Consider the following 17,142-nt stretch of genomic DNA (forward strand, 5'->3'; position numbering starts at 1 on the left):
GTCGCTGCGCGACCTACTCGACCAACGAAACGCGGCACCTGCTCGACCAACCCTCACTGCCCGGGTCTCGATACGGTCGCTGCGCGACCTGGTCGACCAACGAAGCGTTGGGTTACTGGGTGACGCGGTAGGCATCGAAGACGCCGGGGACGCCGCGGACGGCGCGGAGGACGTTGTCGAGGTGCTTGGCCTCGGCCATCTCGAAGGTGAAGCGGCTCTTGGCGACGCGGTCGCGGGTGGTGGAGAGGCTGGCGCTGAGGATGTTCACGTGGGCGTCCGAGAGGACCATCGTGATGTCGGACAGCAGGCGGTTGCGGTCGAGCGCCTCGACCTGGATGTTGACCAGGAAGGTGGACTGGGCCGTGGGGGCCCACTCGACGTCGAGGAGGCGCTCGGGCTGGGTCTGGAGGCTGGCGGCGTTCGTGCAGTCCTGGCGGTGCACCGAGACCCCGCCGCCCTTGGTGACGAAGCCCAGGATCGCGTCGGGCGGGACCGGCGTGCAGCACTTGGCCAGCTTCACCCAGACGTCCGGGACGCCCTTGACGATGACGCCGGAGTCGCCGCCCGCCTGCACCTTGGTGCGGCCGCGGGAGCCCGTGATCGTCACGCCCTCGGCGAGGTCCTCGGCGGCCCCGTCGTTGCCGCCGTGGAGCTCGATGACGTGGCGCACGACCGCCTGGGCGCTGAGGTTGCCCTCGCCGACGGCGGCGTACAGCGCGGAGACGTCCGCGATCTTGAAGTGGCCGGCCGCCAGCATCAGCGACTCGTGCGACATCAGGCGCTTGAGGGGCAGGCCCTCCTTGCGCATCATCCGGGCGATCTGCTCCTTGCCCTGCTCGATCGCCTCCTCGCGCCGCTCTTTGGTGAACCACTGGCGGATCTTGGAGCGGGCCCGCGGGGACTTCACGAACGTGAGCCAGTCGCGCGACGGCGCCGCGGTCTGCGCCTTCGAGGTGAAGACCTCGACGACGTCGCCGTTCTCGAGCGTCGACTCGAGCGGGACCAGCCGGCCGTTCACGCGCGCACCGATCGTGTGGTGGCCGACCTCGGTGTGCACGGCGTAGGCGAAGTCCACGGGCGTCGCGTCGACGGGCAGCGCGATGACGTCGCCGCGCGGGGTGAAGACGTAGACCTCGGCGCGGTTGATCTCGAAGCGGAGCGACTCCAGGAACTCGCCCGGGTCCTCGACCTCGCTCTGCCAGTCCAGCAGCTGCCGGACCCACATCATGTCGTCGAGGTCGCCGCGGCTCTCGGTGTCGACGCCGTTGCGGCCGTTCTCCTTGTACTTCCAGTGCGCGGCCACGCCGTACTCCGCACGGCGGTGCTGGGCGAAGGTGCGGATCTGGAGCTCGACCGGCTTGCCCTGCGGGCCGATGACCGTGGTGTGGAGGGATTGGTACATGTTGAACTTCGGCATCGCGACGTAGTCCTTGAACCGCCCGAGGACGGGGTTCCAGCGCGCGTGCAGGACACCGAGGACGGAGTAGCAGTCGCGGTCCTCCTCGACGAGGATCCGGATGCCGACCAGGTCGTAGATGTCGGAGAACTCGCGGCCGCCGACGATCATCTTCTGGTAGATCGAGTAGTAGTGCTTGGGCCGCCCGGTGACCGACGCCTTGACCTTCGCCTCGCGCAGGTCGGTCTCGACCTGGTCGATCACCTGGGCGAGGAACTGGTCGCGCGACGGCGCGCGCTCGGCGACCATCCGCACGATCTCGTCGTAGATCTTGGGGTGCAGCGTCGCGAAGGCGAGGTCCTCGAGCTCCCACTTCAGCGTGTTCATGCCGAGGCGGTGCGCGAGCGGGGCGTAGATGTCGAGGGTCTCGCGCGCGGTGCGCTCCTGGCTCGCCTGCGGGACGTAGCGCAGCGTGCGCATGTTGTGCAGCCGGTCGGCCAGCTTGATGACCAGCACGCGGATGTCGCGCGACATCGCGACGATCATCTTGCGGATCGTCTCGGCCTGCGCGGAGTCGCCGTACTTCACCTTGTCGAGCTTGGTGACGCCGTCGACGAGGACCGCGACCTCGTCGCCGAAGTCGGCGCGCAGCTGGTCGAGGGTGTACGGCGTGTCCTCGACCGTGTCGTGGAGGAGCGAGGCGACGAGGGTCGGCTCGGTCATGCCGATGCCGGCCAGGATGGTGGTGACGGCGAGCGGGTGGGTGATGTACGGGTCACCGCTCTTGCGCATCTGGGTGCCGTGCTTCTCCTCGGCGACCAGGTAGGCCCGCTCGAGCAGCGCCAGGTCCGCCTTGGGGTGGTTCGCCCGCACGGCGCGGAACAACGGCTCCAGCACCGGGTGCCCGCCCTGGTTGCTGCGACCCATCCGGGCCAACCGCGCGCGCATGCTCCGGCTCGTGGCGACGGGCTCGGACACAAGCTCCCGCCGGGGCGGCAGGGTGCTCTCGTCGGTCACGTCACCAGTCTAGTGGCGAGGTCGAGGTCGTTCAGACCGTCATCAGCGTGGTCACGGGCAGGTCGCCGACGGTCTCGCGGCCCGGCAGGAAGCCGAGCTCCATCAGCACCGCGACCGCATGGGCGGACCCGCCGCACGCCTCGACCAGCTCGCGCGTCGCCTTGACCGTGCCGCCCGTGGCGAGCACGTCGTCGACGAGCAGCACCCGCTCCCCCGGCGCGACCGCGTCGCGGTGCAGCTCGAGGGTCGCCTCGCCGTACTCCAGCGCGTACGAGACCGCGTGCGTCTCGCGCGGGAGCTTGCCCACCTTGCGGACCGGGACGAAGCCGATCCCGAGGGCCAGGGCGACGGGGGCGGCGAGGATGAAGCCGCGCGCCTCCATGCCGAGCACCTTGTCGACGACGACGTTGCCCTCGGCATCGCGCCCGGCCTCCGCCAGCGCCGCCACGACGGCGGTGAGGCCGGCGTGGTCGGCCAGCAGAGGGGTGATGTCCTTGAAGACGATCCCCGGCTCGGGGAAGTCCGGCACGTCGAGGACCAGGCGCGCCAGGGCGGCGCGGGCGGCCTCGACGGCCGGGCTGTCCGTCACTTCTTGCCGCGCTTGGAGCGGGTCTGCCGCGTCGGCTGGACGCGACCCGACGCACCGCTCTCGCGGACCGGGCCACGCGCCGGCGGCGCGATCCGGCCGCGGCCGGACGCCTCGGGGCGACGCGGCGGCGCGGTCGCCACGGGAGCCGTGCCGTCCTCGTCGTCGCGGCCGCGCTCACGCTCGCCGGGCTCGTCGACCAGCGGCATGTCCTCCTTGAAGACCGGGACCGACGCGTAGCGGTCGGCCTCGTGGCGCTTGCGGGAGGCGTCGCGCTTCTCGGCGAGCTTGACCTCGGACTCGTTCGACTTCAGCTGCACCAGGAGCGGCGTCGCGATGAAGATCGAGGAGTAGGCACCGGCGGCCATGCCGACGAACAGCGCGAGCGCCAGGTCTTTCAGGGGGCCGCTGCCGAGCTGGACGGCACCGACGTACAGGATCGCGCCGACCGGGATCAGCGCCACGATCGAGGTGTTGACCGACCGGACCAGCGTCTGGTTGACCGCGAGGTTGGCCTGGGCGGCGTACGTCGTGCGCCGGTCGCGGAGGTTCTTGGTGTTCTCGCGGACCTTGTCGAAGACGACGACGGTGTCGTAGAGCGAGAACCCGAGGATCGTCAGCACGCCGGTGACGGTGGCGGGGGTGACCTCGAACCCGGACAACGCGTAGATGCCGACGGTGATGATCAGGTCGTGCGCCAGGGCGACGATCGCGGCGACCGACATCTTCCACTCGCGGAAGTAGGCCCAGATGAAGAGCACCACCGCGAACAGGAAGACGACCAGGCCGATGATCGAGCGCTTGGCGACGTCCTTGCCCCAGCTGGCCCCGATCTCGCTCTGGGAGATGTCGTCGGTGGGGTCGGCCCCGGTGACCCCGACGATCGCGTCGATGACCGTGGAGTTCTCCTCCTCGGTCAGCGGCTCGGTCTGGATGATGACCGAGTCGGTGCCGGCGGTGGTGACGATCGGCGACGCGGCCGAGGGGATCCCCGTGTCCGCGACCGCCTTCTGCAGCTTGTCCGCGGTGTCCTGCGAGGCCGAGGTGGTCACCTGGTACTGCGCACCACCGGTGAACTCGATGCCCATGTTCAGGCCCTTGGTGGACAGGCCGATCACCGCGAGCAGCACGATGACGCCGGAGACGGCGTACCAGATCCACTTGCGGCCGATGAAGTCGATCGAGCGGCGACCGTTGTAGAGGTCGTTGCCGAGACGTGAGAACTTGCCCATCAGGCCCTCCCTCCCGCGGGAAGTCGGTTGATGCCCAGCGCCTCGGGATCGAGCCCCGAGAGCTTGTGGCCCTTGTTGAAGAAGCGGTACCTCGCGAGGTACGACACCATCGGGTGCGTGAACCAGAAGAAGATCGCGAGGTCGATGAGCGTCGAGAGGCCGAGCGCGAACGCGAAGCCCTTCACGACGCCCGCGGCGAAGATGTAGAGCACGACCGCGGCCAGCAGCGAGACCGTGTCGGCGGCCAGGCAGGTGTTCCGCGCGCGGACCCAGCCCGTCTCGACCGCGACCCGCATCGACTTGCCGTCGCGCATCTCGTCCCGGATGCGCTCGAAGAAGACGATGAACGAGTCGGCCGTGATGCCGACGGCGACGATCAGGCCGGCGATGCCCGGCAGCGAGAGCGTGAAGCCGGCTCCCTTGCTGAGCAGCAGGACCATGGAGTACGTCGCGGCGGCCGCGACCACCAGCGAGGCGATCACGACGAGTCCGAGACCGCGGTAGTAGATGAGGCAGTAGAGCATCACCAGGAACAGGCCGGCGAGGCCCGCGGTGATGCCGGCGGAGAGCTGGTCACCCGCGAGCGAGGGCCCGATGACGTCGGTCTGCGTGCCGGCGTCGTCGAACGAGATCGGCAGAGCGCCGAACTTCAGGCTGGTCGCGAGGCTCATCGCCGTGGCCTCGGTGAAGTTGCCCGAGATCTGGGCCTGGCCGTTGGTGATCAGGCCGTTCATCGTCGGTGCGGAGAGGACCTGGCCGTCGAGGACGACCGCGAACTGCCCGTCGGTGTTGTAGAGCTCGCGGGAGATCTTGGTGAACTCGTCGGTGCCGGTGCCGTTGAAGGCCAGCGAGACGACCCAGTTGACCTGCTGCTGCGGGATCTCGGCGGCGGCGCTCTTGAGGTCCGTGCCCTCGATGAGCGCGCTGGAGAGGAGGTACTTGATGCCGGCCTCGTCACCGGTGCCGCAGGTGATCAGCGGCTTGTCCGGGTTGTCGTCGACGATCGGCGCCTTGCCGTCGGCCGGGCACTCGAACTTGTTGAACGCCTTGACCGAGGCGTCGTCGGGCTGCTTGTACCACTTGATCGGCTGGTCGACGAGGTCACCGCCGTCGGGCGACGTGGTCGTCGACTCCGAGGCCGAGGGGTCGGCGGACGGCGAGGCCGACTCCGACGCCGCGTCGCTCGGCGAGGCCGACGGGCTGGCGGCGGCCTTCTTCTTCTTGTCCAGCAGGAGCGGGGCGCGGTTCTTGCCGCTCGACTCGCTGGACGGGGCCGTCGGGTCGGCCGACGGCGAGGCCGCACCACTCGGCGTGCTCTCGGGGGTGGTGACCCCGGGCAGCTGCGTGGTGGGGTCGGTGGCGGTGCTGCCGCCGCAGGCGGCCGTCTGGGAGGAGCAGGCGACCAGGCGGAAGCGCAGCTGCGCCTGGCGCTTGACCGTCTCGACCAGGTCGCGCCGGCTCTTGCCGGGGATCTCGACGACGACGTACCGGTTGCCCTGGGTCGTGACCTCGGCCTCGGTGACACCGGAGCCGTTGACGCGCTGGTCGATGATGCCGCGGGCCTCGTTCAGGCTCTCGGCGGTCGGGTTGCCCTTGGCGGTCAGCGTGATCCGGGTGCCGCCCTGGAGGTCCAGGCCGAGCTCCGGCTTCCACGTGCCCCCGAGAGCGACCAGCCCGTAGGAGATCGCCAGGCCCAGGAAGAACACCACGAGGGTGCGTCCGGGGCGAGCGGTCTTGCGTGCCATGTCAGTTCTCCTCCGGCTCGTCCGAGGCGAGCCCTGCCTGGTCGTTCGGCTGCGCCGCCGGGGCGATGGAGCCGATCGCGCCGCGCACGACCTTGATGGTCACGCCGTCGGCGATCTCGACGCGCACGTGGTCCGGGTCGCCGTCGGTGTCCCGGAGGACGCCGAAAATGCCGGAGGTCAGCATGACCTCGTCACCTGTCTTCAACGACGACTGCATGCGCCCGAGTTCCTTCTGCCGCTTGGAGGCCGGCCTGATGATCAGGAGCCAGAACAGGAGTGCGATGCCGACCAGGGGCACCAGCGTGGAGACAGCCTCCGGCACGAAACAACCTCTCGAGCGCGCAGAAATGGGATGGGTGGGCCGGGACGCGCCCGACCGACGGGCAAGTGTAGCCGTGACTGTGACGCAGGCCGCTATCAGGCAGGGCTCGGCGCGGGGTCAGTCCTCGAAGAGCGCGGCGTCGCCCTGGCCGACGCCGGGCGTCGACGGCGCGGGCAGCCCCAGGTGGCGCCAGGCGGCCGCCGTGGCGATCCGGCCGCGCGGCGTGCGGGCCAGGAAACCCATCCGGACCAGGAAGGGCTCGGCGACCTCCTCGACCGTCTCCCGCTCCTCGCCGACCGCCACCGCGAGCGTCGAGACGCCGACCGGTCCCCCGCCGAAGCGACGGCAGAGGGCGTCGATGACGGCACGGTCGAGCCGGTCGAGGCCGAGGGCGTCGACCTCGTAGAGGTCCAGCGCGGCGTGACTGACGGGCAGCGTCACGACGCCGTCCGCGCGCACCTGGGCGAAGTCCCGCACGCGGCGCAGCAGCCGGTTGGCGATGCGAGGCGTGCCGCGGGAGCGCGAGGCGATCTCGGCGGCACCCTCGTCGGTCAGCTCGACGCCGAGGAGACCGGCAGAGCGGTGCACGATCCGGTCGAGCTCGTGGGCCTCGTAGAACTCGAGGTGGCCGGTGAAGCCGAAGCGGTCACGCAGCGGACCGGGCAGGAGACCGGCGCGGGTGGTGGCGCCGACCAGCGTGAACGGCGGGATCTCCAGCGGGATGGCGGTGGCCCCGGGACCCTTGCCGATGACGACGTCGACCCGGAAGTCCTCCATCGCCATGTAGAGCATCTCCTCGGCGGGCCGCGACATCCGGTGGATCTCGTCGACGAAGAGGACGTCGCCGTCGTTCATGCCCGACAGGATGGCCGCGAGGTCGCCCGCGTGGGTGATGGCCGGGCCGCTGGTCAGCCGGAGCGGGGCGCTCATCTCGGCGGCGATGATCATCGCGAGCGTGGTCTTGCCGAGGCCGGGTGGACCCGACAGCAGGACGTGGTCGGGCGCGCGGCCGCGCTGCCGGGCGGCCTCGAGGACCAGGCCGAGCTGTTCGCGCACGCGGGTCTGCCCGACGACCTCGTCGAGGCTCTTGGGTCGCAGCGCGGCCTCGACGGCTCGCTCGTCCCCCTCCGCCTCGGCGGCGGTCAGCGAGCGGAGGTGCTGCTCCTCGGCCAGGTCCAGGTCGTCGTCACGCACGGGTCACGCCTTGCTCAGGGTCTGGAGGGCGGCACGCAGCAGCAGCCCGACGTCGGGGCTGTCGCCCGCCTGGGGCGCGACGGCCTCGACCGCCTGCTCGGCGTCACGGACCCCCCACCCGAGCCCGACGAGGCCCTGGTGCACCTGGTCGCGCCACGGGGCCGAGCCGACCACGCCGGCGTGGCCGCGCGCGCCGACGGGGGCGCCGATCCGGTCCTTGAGCTCGAGGATGATCCGCTGGGCGCCCTTCTGCCCGATGCCGGGCACCCGGGTCAGGGTCTTCACGTCGTCGCTCGCGATCGCCGTCCGCAGGTCGTCGGGGGCGAGCACCGCGGTGATCGCCTGCGCGACCTTGGGGCCGACCCCGGAGGCCGTCTGCACGAGCTCGAAGATGGTCTTCTCGTCGTCGTCGAGGAAGCCGAAGAGGGTGAGCGAGTCCTCGCGCACGACCATGCTCGTCGGCAGGGTGGCGGTGTGGCCCGGGCGCAGGGTGGCGAGCGTGCCCGGCGTACACATCAGCTCGAGCCCGACTCCCCCGACCTCCAGCACGGCGCTGGACAGCGTGACGGCGGCGACCTGGCCGCGGACGAAGGCGATCATGCGGGGCTCCTCCTGCCGGCAGCGGCCAGCGCGGCGTCGATGCGCGCCTGCGCGCCACCGCGCCAGATGTGGGTGATGGCCAGCGCCAGCGCGTCGGCGGCGTCGGCGGGCTTGGGCGGGGCGCTGAGCCGCAGGATCCGGGTCACCATGGCGCCCACCTGGCTCTTGTCGGCCCGGCCGCTGCCGGTGACGGCCGCCTTGACCTCGCTGGGCGTGTGCATGGCGACCGGCAGCCCGCGGCGGGCGGCGCAGACCATCGCGATGCCGCTGGCCTGGGCGGTGCCCATGACGGTGCTGACGTCCGAGCGCGCGAAGACCCGCTCGATCGCCACGACGTCGGGCTCGAACTCGTCGAGCCAGGCGTCGATGCCCTTCTCGATCGTCACCAGCCGGCGCGGCACGGGCTCGGTCGACGACGTGCGCAGGACGTTGACGTCGACCAGCGTGAGCGGCCGGCCGACCTCGCCGTCGACCACGCCCACCCCGCACCGGGTCAGGCCGGGGTCGATGCCGAGCACGCGCATGGGGGTCGCCTTCCGTCGAACGTATGTTCGTCAGGCAACGCTAACGCGCGACGTACGCCGGAACGGGCACGACACGCGGCGTTCGATCACGCGTCGAGCGACTCCATGACCTCGTCGGAGACGTCGTAGTTGGCGTAGATGTTCTGCACGTCGTCGAGGTCCTCGAGCACATCGATGAGGCGGAAGAGCTTGCCCGCGCCGTCGCCGTCGAGCTGGACCTGCATGTCGGGGACGAAGGACGCGTCGGCCGAGTCGTAGTCGATGCCGGCGGCCTGGAGCGCCGTGCGCACGGCCACGAGGTCGGTGGCCTCGGAGACGACCTCGAAGGACTCCCCCAGGTCGTTGACGGCGTCCGCGCCGGCCTCGAGGGTCGCCTCGAGGACGTCGTCCTCGGTGACCGTCCGGCCCTCCTGCTCGGTCGGGACGACCACGACCCCCTTGCGGTTGAAGAGGAACGAGACCGAGCCGGGGTCGGCCAGCGAGCCACCGTTGCGGCTCATGGCGGTGCGGACCTCCATCGCGGCACGGTTCTTGTTGTCGGTGAGGCACTCGATCAGCATCGCGACGCCGGCCGGTCCGTAGCCTTCGTACATGATCGTGGTGTAGTCGGCGCCGCCCGCCTCGGCACCGGAGCCGCGCTTGACCGCGCGGTCGATGTTGTCGTTGGGGACCGACGACTTCTTGGCCTTCTGGATGGCGTCGTAGAGCGTCGGGTTGCCGGAGACGTCACCGCCGCCCATGCGGGCCGCGACCTCGATGTTCTTGATGAGCTTGGCGAACATCTTGCCGCGCTTGGCGTCGACGATCGCCTTCTTGTGCTTCGTGGTCGCCCATTTGGAGTGGCCGGACATGACGGTTCCCTACCTCAACTGATCGCTTCGCCTGCGCTGACTGCCTAGCGGGCCTGCCGGACGAGGTCCACGAAGGTGCCGTGGACCCGGTGGTCCGTGCCGACCTCGGGGTGGAACGAGGTGGCCATCAGCTGGCCTTGTCGAACCGCGACGATCCTACCCACCGCCGGTCCGGACGGGACGGTGGCGAGGGTCTCGACGCCCGGACCGACCGCCTCGACCCAGGGGGCGCGGATGAAGACCGCGTGCACCGGGGCGTCGAACCCGTCGAAGTCGAGGTCCCCCTCGAACGAGTCGACCTGGCGTCCGAAGGCGTTGCGGCGCACGGTGATGTCGAGGCCGCCGAGGGTCTCCTGGCCGGGCGCCCCGTCCTCGAGCCGGTCGGCCAGCAGGATCATGCCCGCGCACGTCCCGAAGGCCGGCATGCCCTGCCGGATCCGCTCGCGCAGCGGCTCGAGGAGCTCGAAGGTCCGCGCCAGCTTGGCCATCGTCGTGGACTCGCCGCCCGGCAGCACCAGCCCGTCGCAGGCGTCGAGCTCGACGGGACGGCGTACGGCGATCGCGTCGACGCCCAGGGAGCGGAGCGCGACGAGGTGCTCGCGCACGTCGCCCTGGAGGGCGAAGACGCCGATGGTGGGGGAAGGCACGGCGGACAGCCTAGGAGCAGGTCCCGTCAGCAGAGACTGCCGGTGTAGGTCAGGTGCGGGCTGTCGGCGGACGTCCACACCTGCGAGTTGATCGTGCGCTTCGCGACCACCCAGACGACGCCGTTGGCGTTGCCGTTGGCCGTGGTGAAGCTCGTGGTGCCCGCGGCGACCGTCTGCACCGTGCCGCCGCTGGCCCCGTAGTGCAGCTCGTAGCTGGCGCTCGGGACGGCGTTCCAGGAGAACTGGGTGCGCCCGTTGCCCTGCTGGACCGTGGCGCACGTCATCCCGGTCGGCGCGTCGAGGCCGGCGAGGTACACCGACCCGGTGACGGGCACGGGATTGGTGAAGGCCGCCATCGTCGGCGTGATGCTCTGCTCGACGACCAGCCCGGAGGACGCGCCGACCAGCGTGACGGCGGCCAGCCCGCTCCGCGCCAGCCGGTGCCCGCCACCGACGACGCGCCGTTTGCCGCCCCCCTCGTCGGTTGGTCCTTCGCTGCGCGGGTTGTCGTCGTCGGGCTTGCGGGGCGAGCCCTTCAGGATCACGGAGAGCAGGAAGGCGGCGTACAGCCCGAGCAGGAACAGCCCCACCGGGCCGATCAACCAGGCGATGACATAGCCGAGCAGGGGGACGGCGAACAGCACCCGGTCGGCGTGCCGCACGGTGTACGGGTCCGCGTCGGCGACCTCGTTCGCGTCGCCCTTCAGCACGAGGGTCGCGACGCCGTCGGTCACGTCGATCTTCACGATCCGGTGGGTGACCCGGGTGCCGGTGGCGGTGGGGACCGAGACGACATCTCCCTTGCGAAGGTCGTCAGCCGGGACCTCGCGGGAGATCGCCAGCGAGCCGGTGCTGATCGTGGGTGCCATCGACCCGGACTGGAAGACCAGGGGACGCACCCCGAAGGCTGCGGCCGTGATCGCCACCACGACGCACAGTCCGCCCAGCACAGCACCGACCGTGAGCAGGGTCTGACGACCCCACCACAGCGCCCGGCGCGGTGTCAGGGTCATGAGACGTCCGAGGTCCCCAGCAAGGAGAAGGTGGCGGTGGCGGTCTTGTTGATCAGCGAGTTGCCGGCCGTCGAGATGAAGTCCACCTGGAAGCAGAGCGACTCGGTGGCACTGGCAGCCAGCCCGGCGGCGGGCCGCCTGGTGCCGATGAGCGCCGTCGAGGTGACGTTGGTGAGCGCGGTCGGACCGTAGAGCACCGTCCCACCGGTGCAGGTGAAGGCGTTCGCGCTGCCGCCGCGCGTGCCACCCAGCCGGACCGTCAGGCGGAGCTCCGCGGCCGTGTTGTACGCCGCCGCGTCCGTGCCGGTGAGCCCACCGGTCATCGTGTACTTCAGCGGGACGTTGCCGTTGTTCTTGACCGTGAGGACCTGGGCCGAGCTGTAGCCGGGCAGCATGAGCGACATGCCGAGGGTGGTGGTGGCGACCGTGTCGCCGTTGTCCACCTGCAGGTCGAGGTTGGCGGCCGAGAACGTGGTGCCGGTGACGTCGACGCTGTCCGTGAAGAACGCGAAGGTCCCGGTGACCCCGACCGTGAGGACCACGCCGAGGCTCAGCGCCGCGCGGACCCGCGCCGAGCGCAGGGCCCCGAGGAGGCCGCGCGCGGAGATCGTGGAGTTCGTCATGGTCATCGTCCTGTCTTGTACGAGTGGGTCAGGCGCAGGTGGACCTTCATCACCAAGCGCCGGTCCATCAGCTTGTTGCCGGCGTTGGGCCGCATGCGGGCCTTGATCCGGAGGGGCACCACGTCACCGGAGCGGGTGAGCAGCTTCGCGACCCGCTGCCGTCCGCCGGCCATGGTGTGCCACACGCCGTCCACCAGCAGCGAGAGGGCGAAGTGCTTCGAGCTGATCATCCGGCCCTGGTCGGTGACCTTGACGACCACCTTGAGGTAGGCCTTCTGCCCGCTCTGGTTGCGGACGTAGAACGTGCGCGACTGCTCGCGGCCCGGCACGAACGGGTGGTGCTTGCTGATGAGCGGCTGGACGATGTCCGTGCTCCACGTCTTGCCGTCGCGGCTCACCATGATCCGCGACCAGGTCGAGCCGGTCCCCGCCGTGGCCGTGGGCGTCACCAGCATCGTCGCGAGGACCACGACGGTGAGCAACAGGCCGGCAACGGCGGAGGGCTTCATCAGGAGGTCTCGACTGTCTCTGTCTTCGCGCGGCGTTCCTTGAGGGAACCCCGGAACTGGTTGGCGGCGTAGCCCAGGAGGCCGAGGACCACGACCGCGATGAGCACGCCGCGCTGCTGGCCGGTGACGAAGGAGGTCACGTAGCCGACGTACGGCACGGCGTACCACTCACGTCCCTTGACCTGCTGCGGCAGGACCCAGCCCTCGTCGGCCGCGTCGTTCGCGTCGCCCTGGGTGTGCCAGCGGACCTGGCCGGTCATGTCGACGCCCTGGTCGATGACCCGGTGGGTCACGACCGTCGGGTCACCCGACTTGATCTGGTAGGTGATCACGTCGCCCGGGGCGATCTGCTCCGGGGCGACCGGCTTGACGACCACGAGCGTCCCCGGGGGGAGCTTCGGGGTCATCGAGCCGGTCTCGATGACGTACGGGGTCGCACCTGCGAGCCGAGGCACGAGCAGCGCTACGGCGAACAAGGCACCCACCCCCAGGATGACCAACCACGACACGACCTGGCCCGTCCAGCTGAGCCAGCCAGGAACCGACGATGACTTCATGCAACGCATCCTCCCCGAGAACCCGCCCGAAAGGCGGGAGGATCAGCGATCAGTGGTCCTGTGTCAGCGAGACGGTCGTCGTGGCGAGGGCCTCGGCCAGCGCGTTGCCGGTGTTCGAGTTGTAGGTGTTGTCCGTCGCCGGAGCGCGGTCGGCCCACTTGACCTCGAGGTTCAGCACGATGGCGTTGCCGTCGGCGACGGTGGTGGGCGTGCCCGGGGTGACGGGGCTGCCGCCGGCGACGGTGAAGCGGGTGCCGGCGGTCGAGAGCGAGGACCCGAGGTCACCGGTCAGGGCGCCCACGGCCACGTCGAGCTTCGCGCTGAGCGAGGAGCCGACCATGTCGACCGAGTAGGTGCAGGTGCGGGAGAGGACGTCACCGGGCGAGATCGTGCCGGTGGCCGGGTCGAAGTCCTGGGAGTCCAGCTTCCAGGAACCGCACTCCGTGCCGGGCACTGCCCCCACGAGCGTGGGCACCAGCTTGAGGTGGCCGGAGGTGATGTTCGTGGCGTTCACGTCCGAGGTGCTGGTCCAGTACGCCAGCGATCCGGCGCCGCCCAGCATCAGGCTGCCAGCGGCTGCGGCGGCGAGTGCGCCCTTCGTTGCCTTCTTCATGATGGTCCCCTTCGTGTGGGGAACTCGCGAGTGGCTCCCCTCACGCAGAGCATGGGGCCGGATTCCGGGATGTGGACCGTCAGTTACCCAAGTGTGGAGAAGACGTGGATCGACTGTGGATCTTCACCCCTGGGGGTGACCCCCCGGCGAGGGCGGGACTACCAGCCGCGCTCGGCGAGCCGGTGCGGCTGGGGGATCTCGTCGACGTTGATGCCGACCATGGCCTCGCCCAGACCGCGCGAGACCTTGGCGACGACGTCCGGGTCGTCGTAGAACGTCGTGGCCTTGACGATGGCCTCGGCGCGCTGGGCCGGGTTGCCGGCCTTGAAGATGCCGGAGCCGACGAAGACGCCCTCGGCGCCGAGCTGCATCATCATCGCGGCGTCCGCGGGCGTCGCGATGCCACCCGCGACGAACAGCACCACGGGCAGCTTGCCGTTGACCGCGACCTCCTTGACGAGGTCGTACGGCGCCTGGAGCTCCTTGGCGGCGACGTACAGCTCGTCCTCGTCCAGGGCGCCGAGGCGACGGATCTCGCGGCGGATCGTGCGCATGTGGGTCACGGCGTTCGACACGTCACCGGTGCCGGCCTCGCCCTTGGAGCGGATCATCGCCGCGCCCTCGGTGATCCGGCGCAGGGCCTCGCCGAGGTTGGTCGCACCGCAGACGAAGGGGACGGTGAAGTTCCACTTGTCGATGTGGTTGGCGTAGTCCGCGGGCGTCAGCACCTCGGACTCGTCGATGTAGTCGACGCCGAGGCTCTGCAGGACCTGGGCCTCGGCGAAGTGGCCGATCCGGGCCTTGGCCATGACCGGGATGGAGACCTGGTCGATGATCCCGTCGATCATGTCCGGGTCGCTCATCCGGGAGACGCCGCCCTGGGCGCGGATGTCGGCCGGGACGCGCTCGAGCGCCATCACGGCGACCGCGCCGGCGTCCTCGGCGATCTTGGCCTGCTCGGCGTTGACGACGTCCATGATGACGCCGCCCTTGAGCATCTCGGCCATGCCGCGCTTGACGCGCTGGGTGCCGGTGCCGTCGTTCGGGGTGCCTGCGGGGGAAGTCTCGACCATGCCTGGATCGTAGTGCTGGGCGGCCGCTCGGCCGCATTCGGGGAGGCCCTCAGGAGGCGGCGCGGGCGAGCGCCTGTCGGCGTACCACCCAGACCCGCTGGACCACGGTCACCGTGGCCGCCACCGCGAGCACCCACAGCGCGACGTGCAGCAGGATCGGCAGGTCCAGGACGTCGGCGAAGAACGCCGGGACGAGCAGCCCCACGAGCCGGTCCGGGCGTTCCGCGATGCCCACCTTGGCGTCGTAGCCCAGCACGTCCGCCTTGGCGCGGGCGTACGACGTGCAGGCGCCCATCGCCAGGATCACGAGCGACAGGGCGAGGTAGAGCCGGCTCTCGGCCTGCCACGCGAAGTAGCACGCCAGCCCGCCGAACAGCGCCGCGTCGGCCACCCGGTCGAGCGTCGAGTCGAGGAACGCCCCGAAGTCGTCGGTCCGACCCATCTTGCGGGCCATCGCGCCGTCGACGAGGTCGCTGAACACGAACAGCGTGATCACCAGGACGCCCTGCCAGATCATCCCCTGGGGGAAGAAGACGAGCGCACCTGCGGACACGCCGAGGGTGCCGACGACCGTCACCGCGTCGGGGCTGATGCCGAGACGGATGAACAGGTTGATGAAGGGCGCCAGCATGACGCCCTGCCAGAACTGCTTGAAGCGATCCAACATGGTGGGCGCAGGCTACCGGTCCGCGAGCAGGTCCCGGACCTCCGCCACAGCCGTGGGCGATCCGGCCACCGACCAGACGACGCCGGCGGCCTCGATCCGGGAGGCCTCGCCGCCCGCTCCGCGGATGATCGCCGCGCCCGGGAGCCGGTCCCAGTCGGCCACCGTGTGCTGGAAGCTGACGCCCAGCTGGCCCTGGGCGATCGCCATGGCGTCCATCGACCCGGAGCCCAGCATCCGCACCGTGGCGGCGTGTCCGGCGACCCGCGCGAAGGCCGTCGCGATGTCAGGGGTCGCCCGCGGGTAGTGCAGGTACGTCGTCGCGCAGACCTCCGCGAGCGGGAGGTCCGGCACCCGACCGAGGGGCGCGCCGTCGCGCGTCGAAGGAAGGTCGGGGCCGCCGAGGAAGAGCGTGTCGTCGTGCGGGTGGTGCACCGCACCGAGCAGGACGTCGTCGGCGTCGACCAGCGCCAGGGCCGAGCACCACCACGGCAGGCCGCTGTGGAAGTTGTAGGTGCCGTCGACCGGGTCGATCACCCAGGTCCGGCCGCTGGTCCCGGTGGCGCGGCTGCCCTCCTCGGCGAGGATGCCGTCCCCCGGTCGCTCCCGGGCCAGCCGCTCGACGATCATCCGCTCCGCGGCGTGGTCGGCGGCGGTGACGATGTCGGAGACCGAGGTCTTCTGCTCCGACCCCAGTCCCCCGGCCGCGGCGCCCTCCGCGCGCATCCGCAGGGCGAACTGGCCGGCCGCGCGCACCAGCTCTCCGGCGAGGCGGGCGTCGGCTGCGAGGTCGTGCGCGTGTCCAGACATGTCCCCGCAGGCTAGCGAGCGGTCGGGAGGTCGTGACAACAGGCGTACTGTCGCAGCACGGGGCCATCCAGGCCCTACAGCAGAGGACCGCACATGAGCGACAAGTCGCCGCGGCAGGGCATGACCAAGAAGACCGGCAAGTCCATCAAGGAGAAGCGCGCCGACAAGCGCGCGGAGAACAACCCGGACACCTCCCTCGTCACGAAGAAGAAGTGACGCTCCTGGGACTCGGCGTCATCGGTTCCTCCGCGAAGGAGAACGAGCACCGGCTCCCGCTCCACCCCGAGCACCTCCCCCACCTCGACGCCGACCTCCGCGCCCGGATCACGCTCGAGCACGGCTACGGCGAGAAGTACGGCGCCCCGGACAGCCAGCTGGCCGAGCACGTCGCCGGCTTCGCGTCCCGCGACGAGATCCTCGCGACGTCCGACGTCGTGCTGCTGCCCAAGCCGCAGCACTCCGACATCGCCGCACTGGGGCCGGGCCAGGTGCTGTGGGGCTGGCCGCACTGCGTCCAGGACCCGGAGCTGACCCAGCTGGCGATCGACCAGGAGCTGACGCTGATCGCCTTCGAGGCGATGAACCACTGGACGAGGGACGGCCGGGTCGGGCTGCACGTCTTCCACAAGAACAACGAGCTCGCGGGCTACTGCTCGGTGCTGCAGGCGATGGAGCTGGCGGGGATCACCGGCGACTACGGCCGGCGGCTGTCCGCGATCGTGATCGGCTTCGGGGCGACCGCCCGGGGCGCCGTCACCGCCCTCAACGCGCACGGGGTGCACGAGGTCGCGGTGCTCACCAACCGGGACGTGGCCGCGGTCGGCTCACCCATCCACTCGGTGCGGATCCGGCAGTTCGACCACGAGCCGGACGGCCAGCACCTCAGCCACGTGATCACCGAGCGCGGTCGCGAGCCGCTGGCGGCCTACCTCGCCGAGAACGACATCATCGTGAACTGCACGCTGCAGGACACGGCGGCGCCGCTGACCTACCTGCGGACCGAGGACCTGGCGGCCTTCCGGCCCGGCAGCGTGGTCGTCGACGTCTCGTGCGACCTCGCGATGGGCTTCAGCTGGGCGCGTCCGACGACGTTCGACGACCCGACGTTCGTGGTCGGCGACCACGTCCTCTACTACGCGGTCGACCACAGCCCGTCGTACCTCTGG

Annotated in this window: 19 protein-coding genes and 1 pseudogene; 2 read left to right on the top strand and 18 right to left on the bottom strand. The window is 70.6% G+C overall.

All coding sequences use genetic code 11. The annotated features are described in order from the left end of the window. Positions 1–112: 112 nt before the first annotated feature. From H5V45_RS19475 to H5V45_RS19560, 18 genes are all read right to left on the bottom strand, one after another. Complete coding sequence (locus H5V45_RS19475) at positions 113–2,344, bottom strand: RelA/SpoT family protein (RefSeq protein WP_185255117.1); 2,232 nt, start codon at positions 2,342–2,344, stop codon at positions 113–115. 100 nt (positions 2,345–2,444) lie between these two features. Next, positions 2,445–3,002: an adenine phosphoribosyltransferase gene (locus H5V45_RS19480; RefSeq protein ID WP_185254838.1), complete on the bottom strand. Its 558-nt coding sequence runs from the start codon at positions 3,000–3,002 to the stop codon at positions 2,445–2,447. Then, a complete protein-coding gene (secF, locus tag H5V45_RS19485) occupies positions 2,999–4,231 on the bottom strand; it encodes a protein translocase subunit SecF (protein WP_185254839.1) in 1,233 nt (410 codons plus the stop codon). Before secF ends, H5V45_RS19480 begins: the two co-directional genes overlap by 4 nt. Then, positions 4,231–5,976, bottom strand: a complete 1,746-nt coding sequence (secD, locus tag H5V45_RS19490) for a protein translocase subunit SecD (RefSeq protein ID WP_185254840.1) — start codon at positions 5,974–5,976, stop codon at positions 4,231–4,233. The genes secF and secD overlap by 1 nt, the downstream gene beginning before the upstream one ends. Before the next feature lies 1 nt (position 5,977). Next, on the bottom strand, positions 5,978–6,298 hold the full coding sequence (gene yajC / locus H5V45_RS19495; RefSeq protein ID WP_185254841.1) for a preprotein translocase subunit YajC: 321 nt from the start codon (positions 6,296–6,298) through the stop codon (positions 5,978–5,980). Positions 6,299–6,415: 117 nt separating this feature from the next. After that, positions 6,416–7,444: a Holliday junction branch migration DNA helicase RuvB gene (gene ruvB, locus H5V45_RS19500; RefSeq protein ID WP_425491475.1), complete on the bottom strand. Its 1,029-nt coding sequence runs from the start codon at positions 7,442–7,444 to the stop codon at positions 6,416–6,418. 51 nt (positions 7,445–7,495) lie between these two features. Further along, complete coding sequence (gene ruvA, locus H5V45_RS19505) at positions 7,496–8,092, bottom strand: Holliday junction branch migration protein RuvA (RefSeq protein ID WP_185254843.1); 597 nt, start codon at positions 8,090–8,092, stop codon at positions 7,496–7,498. After that, positions 8,089–8,616, bottom strand: a complete 528-nt coding sequence (gene ruvC, locus H5V45_RS19510) for a crossover junction endodeoxyribonuclease RuvC (RefSeq protein ID WP_185254844.1) — start codon at positions 8,614–8,616, stop codon at positions 8,089–8,091. The genes ruvA and ruvC overlap by 4 nt, the downstream gene beginning before the upstream one ends. Before the next feature lie 86 nt (positions 8,617–8,702). Further along, positions 8,703–9,467, bottom strand: a complete 765-nt coding sequence (locus H5V45_RS19515) for a YebC/PmpR family DNA-binding transcriptional regulator (protein ID WP_185254845.1) — start codon at positions 9,465–9,467, stop codon at positions 8,703–8,705. A gap of 44 nt (positions 9,468–9,511) precedes the next feature. Continuing rightward, positions 9,512–10,114: a pyridoxal 5'-phosphate synthase glutaminase subunit PdxT gene (gene pdxT, locus H5V45_RS19520; RefSeq protein WP_185254846.1), complete on the bottom strand. Its 603-nt coding sequence runs from the start codon at positions 10,112–10,114 to the stop codon at positions 9,512–9,514. Between the two features lie 26 nt (positions 10,115–10,140). Beyond that, entirely contained in the window at positions 10,141–11,127 is a 987-nt protein-coding gene (locus H5V45_RS19525) for a signal peptidase I (protein WP_185254847.1), read from the bottom strand. After that, the gene (locus H5V45_RS19530) at positions 11,124–11,750 is read right to left on the bottom strand and encodes a TasA family protein (RefSeq protein ID WP_185254848.1); all 627 of its coding nucleotides are present in this window, start codon (positions 11,748–11,750) and stop codon (positions 11,124–11,126) included. Before H5V45_RS19530 ends, H5V45_RS19525 begins: the two co-directional genes overlap by 4 nt. 2 nt (positions 11,751–11,752) lie before the next feature. Next, positions 11,753–12,259 carry a hypothetical protein gene (locus tag H5V45_RS19535; RefSeq protein WP_185254849.1) on the bottom strand — a complete coding sequence of 169 codons (507 nt, stop codon included), beginning with the start codon at positions 12,257–12,259 and terminating at the stop codon, positions 11,753–11,755. After that, complete coding sequence (locus H5V45_RS19540) at positions 12,259–12,816, bottom strand: signal peptidase I (protein WP_246416619.1); 558 nt, start codon at positions 12,814–12,816, stop codon at positions 12,259–12,261. The genes H5V45_RS19535 and H5V45_RS19540 overlap by 1 nt, the downstream gene beginning before the upstream one ends. A 49-nt stretch (positions 12,817–12,865) precedes the next feature. Further along, the gene (locus H5V45_RS19545; protein ID WP_185254851.1) at positions 12,866–13,429 is read right to left on the bottom strand and encodes an alternate-type signal peptide domain-containing protein; all 564 of its coding nucleotides are present in this window, start codon (positions 13,427–13,429) and stop codon (positions 12,866–12,868) included. Positions 13,430–13,587: 158 nt separating this feature from the next. Then, positions 13,588–14,502, bottom strand: a complete 915-nt coding sequence (gene pdxS / locus H5V45_RS19550) for a pyridoxal 5'-phosphate synthase lyase subunit PdxS (protein ID WP_185254852.1) — start codon at positions 14,500–14,502, stop codon at positions 13,588–13,590. 49 nt (positions 14,503–14,551) lie between these two features. Next, a complete protein-coding gene (pgsA, locus tag H5V45_RS19555; RefSeq protein ID WP_185254853.1) occupies positions 14,552–15,169 on the bottom strand; it encodes a phosphatidylinositol phosphate synthase in 618 nt (205 codons plus the stop codon). Between the two features lie 12 nt (positions 15,170–15,181). After that, on the bottom strand, positions 15,182–15,976 hold the full coding sequence (locus tag H5V45_RS19560; protein ID WP_185254854.1) for an inositol monophosphatase family protein: 795 nt from the start codon (positions 15,974–15,976) through the stop codon (positions 15,182–15,184). Between the two features lie 93 nt (positions 15,977–16,069). Here H5V45_RS19560 and H5V45_RS22475 point away from each other — a divergent pair, with 93 nt between their 5' ends. Both H5V45_RS22475 and H5V45_RS19565 read left to right on the top strand, forming a co-directional pair. Further along, a complete protein-coding gene (locus tag H5V45_RS22475) occupies positions 16,070–16,192 on the top strand; it encodes a hypothetical protein (RefSeq protein ID WP_281386068.1) in 123 nt (40 codons plus the stop codon). Next, positions 16,189–17,136 (top strand): annotated as a pseudogene (locus H5V45_RS19565) (Rossmann-fold NAD(P)-binding domain-containing protein); the annotation flags it as partial. The gene H5V45_RS22475 and the pseudogene H5V45_RS19565, both read left to right, overlap by 4 nt. Positions 17,137–17,142 lie beyond the last annotated feature (6 nt).

It is taken from the genome of Nocardioides luti (genome assembly GCF_014212315.1).
Classification (GTDB): Bacteria; Actinomycetota; Actinomycetes; order Propionibacteriales; family Nocardioidaceae; genus Nocardioides; species Nocardioides luti.

Coding starts and splice junctions, on each gene's coding strand:
- H5V45_RS19475 (WP_185255117.1), bottom strand. CDS start 2,344: ATGCGCGCGCGGTTGGCCCGGATGGGTCGCAGCAACCAGGGCGGGCAC.
- secF (WP_185254839.1), bottom strand. CDS start 4,231: ATGGGCAAGTTCTCACGTCTCGGCAACGACCTCTACAACGGTCGCCGC.
- secD (WP_185254840.1), bottom strand. CDS start 5,976: ATGGCACGCAAGACCGCTCGCCCCGGACGCACCCTCGTGGTGTTCTTC.
- ruvA (WP_185254843.1), bottom strand. CDS start 8,092: ATGATCGCCTTCGTCCGCGGCCAGGTCGCCGCCGTCACGCTGTCCAGC.
- ruvC (WP_185254844.1), bottom strand. CDS start 8,616: ATGCGCGTGCTCGGCATCGACCCCGGCCTGACCCGGTGCGGGGTGGGC.
- H5V45_RS19515 (WP_185254845.1), bottom strand. CDS start 9,467: ATGTCCGGCCACTCCAAATGGGCGACCACGAAGCACAAGAAGGCGATC.
- H5V45_RS19525 (WP_185254847.1), bottom strand. CDS start 11,127: ATGACCCTGACACCGCGCCGGGCGCTGTGGTGGGGTCGTCAGACCCTG.
- H5V45_RS19530 (WP_185254848.1), bottom strand. CDS start 11,750: ATGACGAACTCCACGATCTCCGCGCGCGGCCTCCTCGGGGCCCTGCGC.
- H5V45_RS19535 (WP_185254849.1), bottom strand. CDS start 12,259: ATGAAGCCCTCCGCCGTTGCCGGCCTGTTGCTCACCGTCGTGGTCCTC.
- H5V45_RS19540 (WP_246416619.1), bottom strand. CDS start 12,816: ATGAAGTCATCGTCGGTTCCTGGCTGGCTCAGCTGGACGGGCCAGGTC.
- H5V45_RS19545 (WP_185254851.1), bottom strand. CDS start 13,429: ATGAAGAAGGCAACGAAGGGCGCACTCGCCGCCGCAGCCGCTGGCAGC.
- pdxS (WP_185254852.1), bottom strand. CDS start 14,502: ATGGTCGAGACTTCCCCCGCAGGCACCCCGAACGACGGCACCGGCACC.
- pgsA (WP_185254853.1), bottom strand. CDS start 15,169: ATGTTGGATCGCTTCAAGCAGTTCTGGCAGGGCGTCATGCTGGCGCCC.
- H5V45_RS19560 (WP_185254854.1), bottom strand. CDS start 15,976: ATGTCTGGACACGCGCACGACCTCGCAGCCGACGCCCGCCTCGCCGGA.
- H5V45_RS22475 (WP_281386068.1), top strand. CDS start 16,070: ATGAGCGACAAGTCGCCGCGGCAGGGCATGACCAAGAAGACCGGCAAG.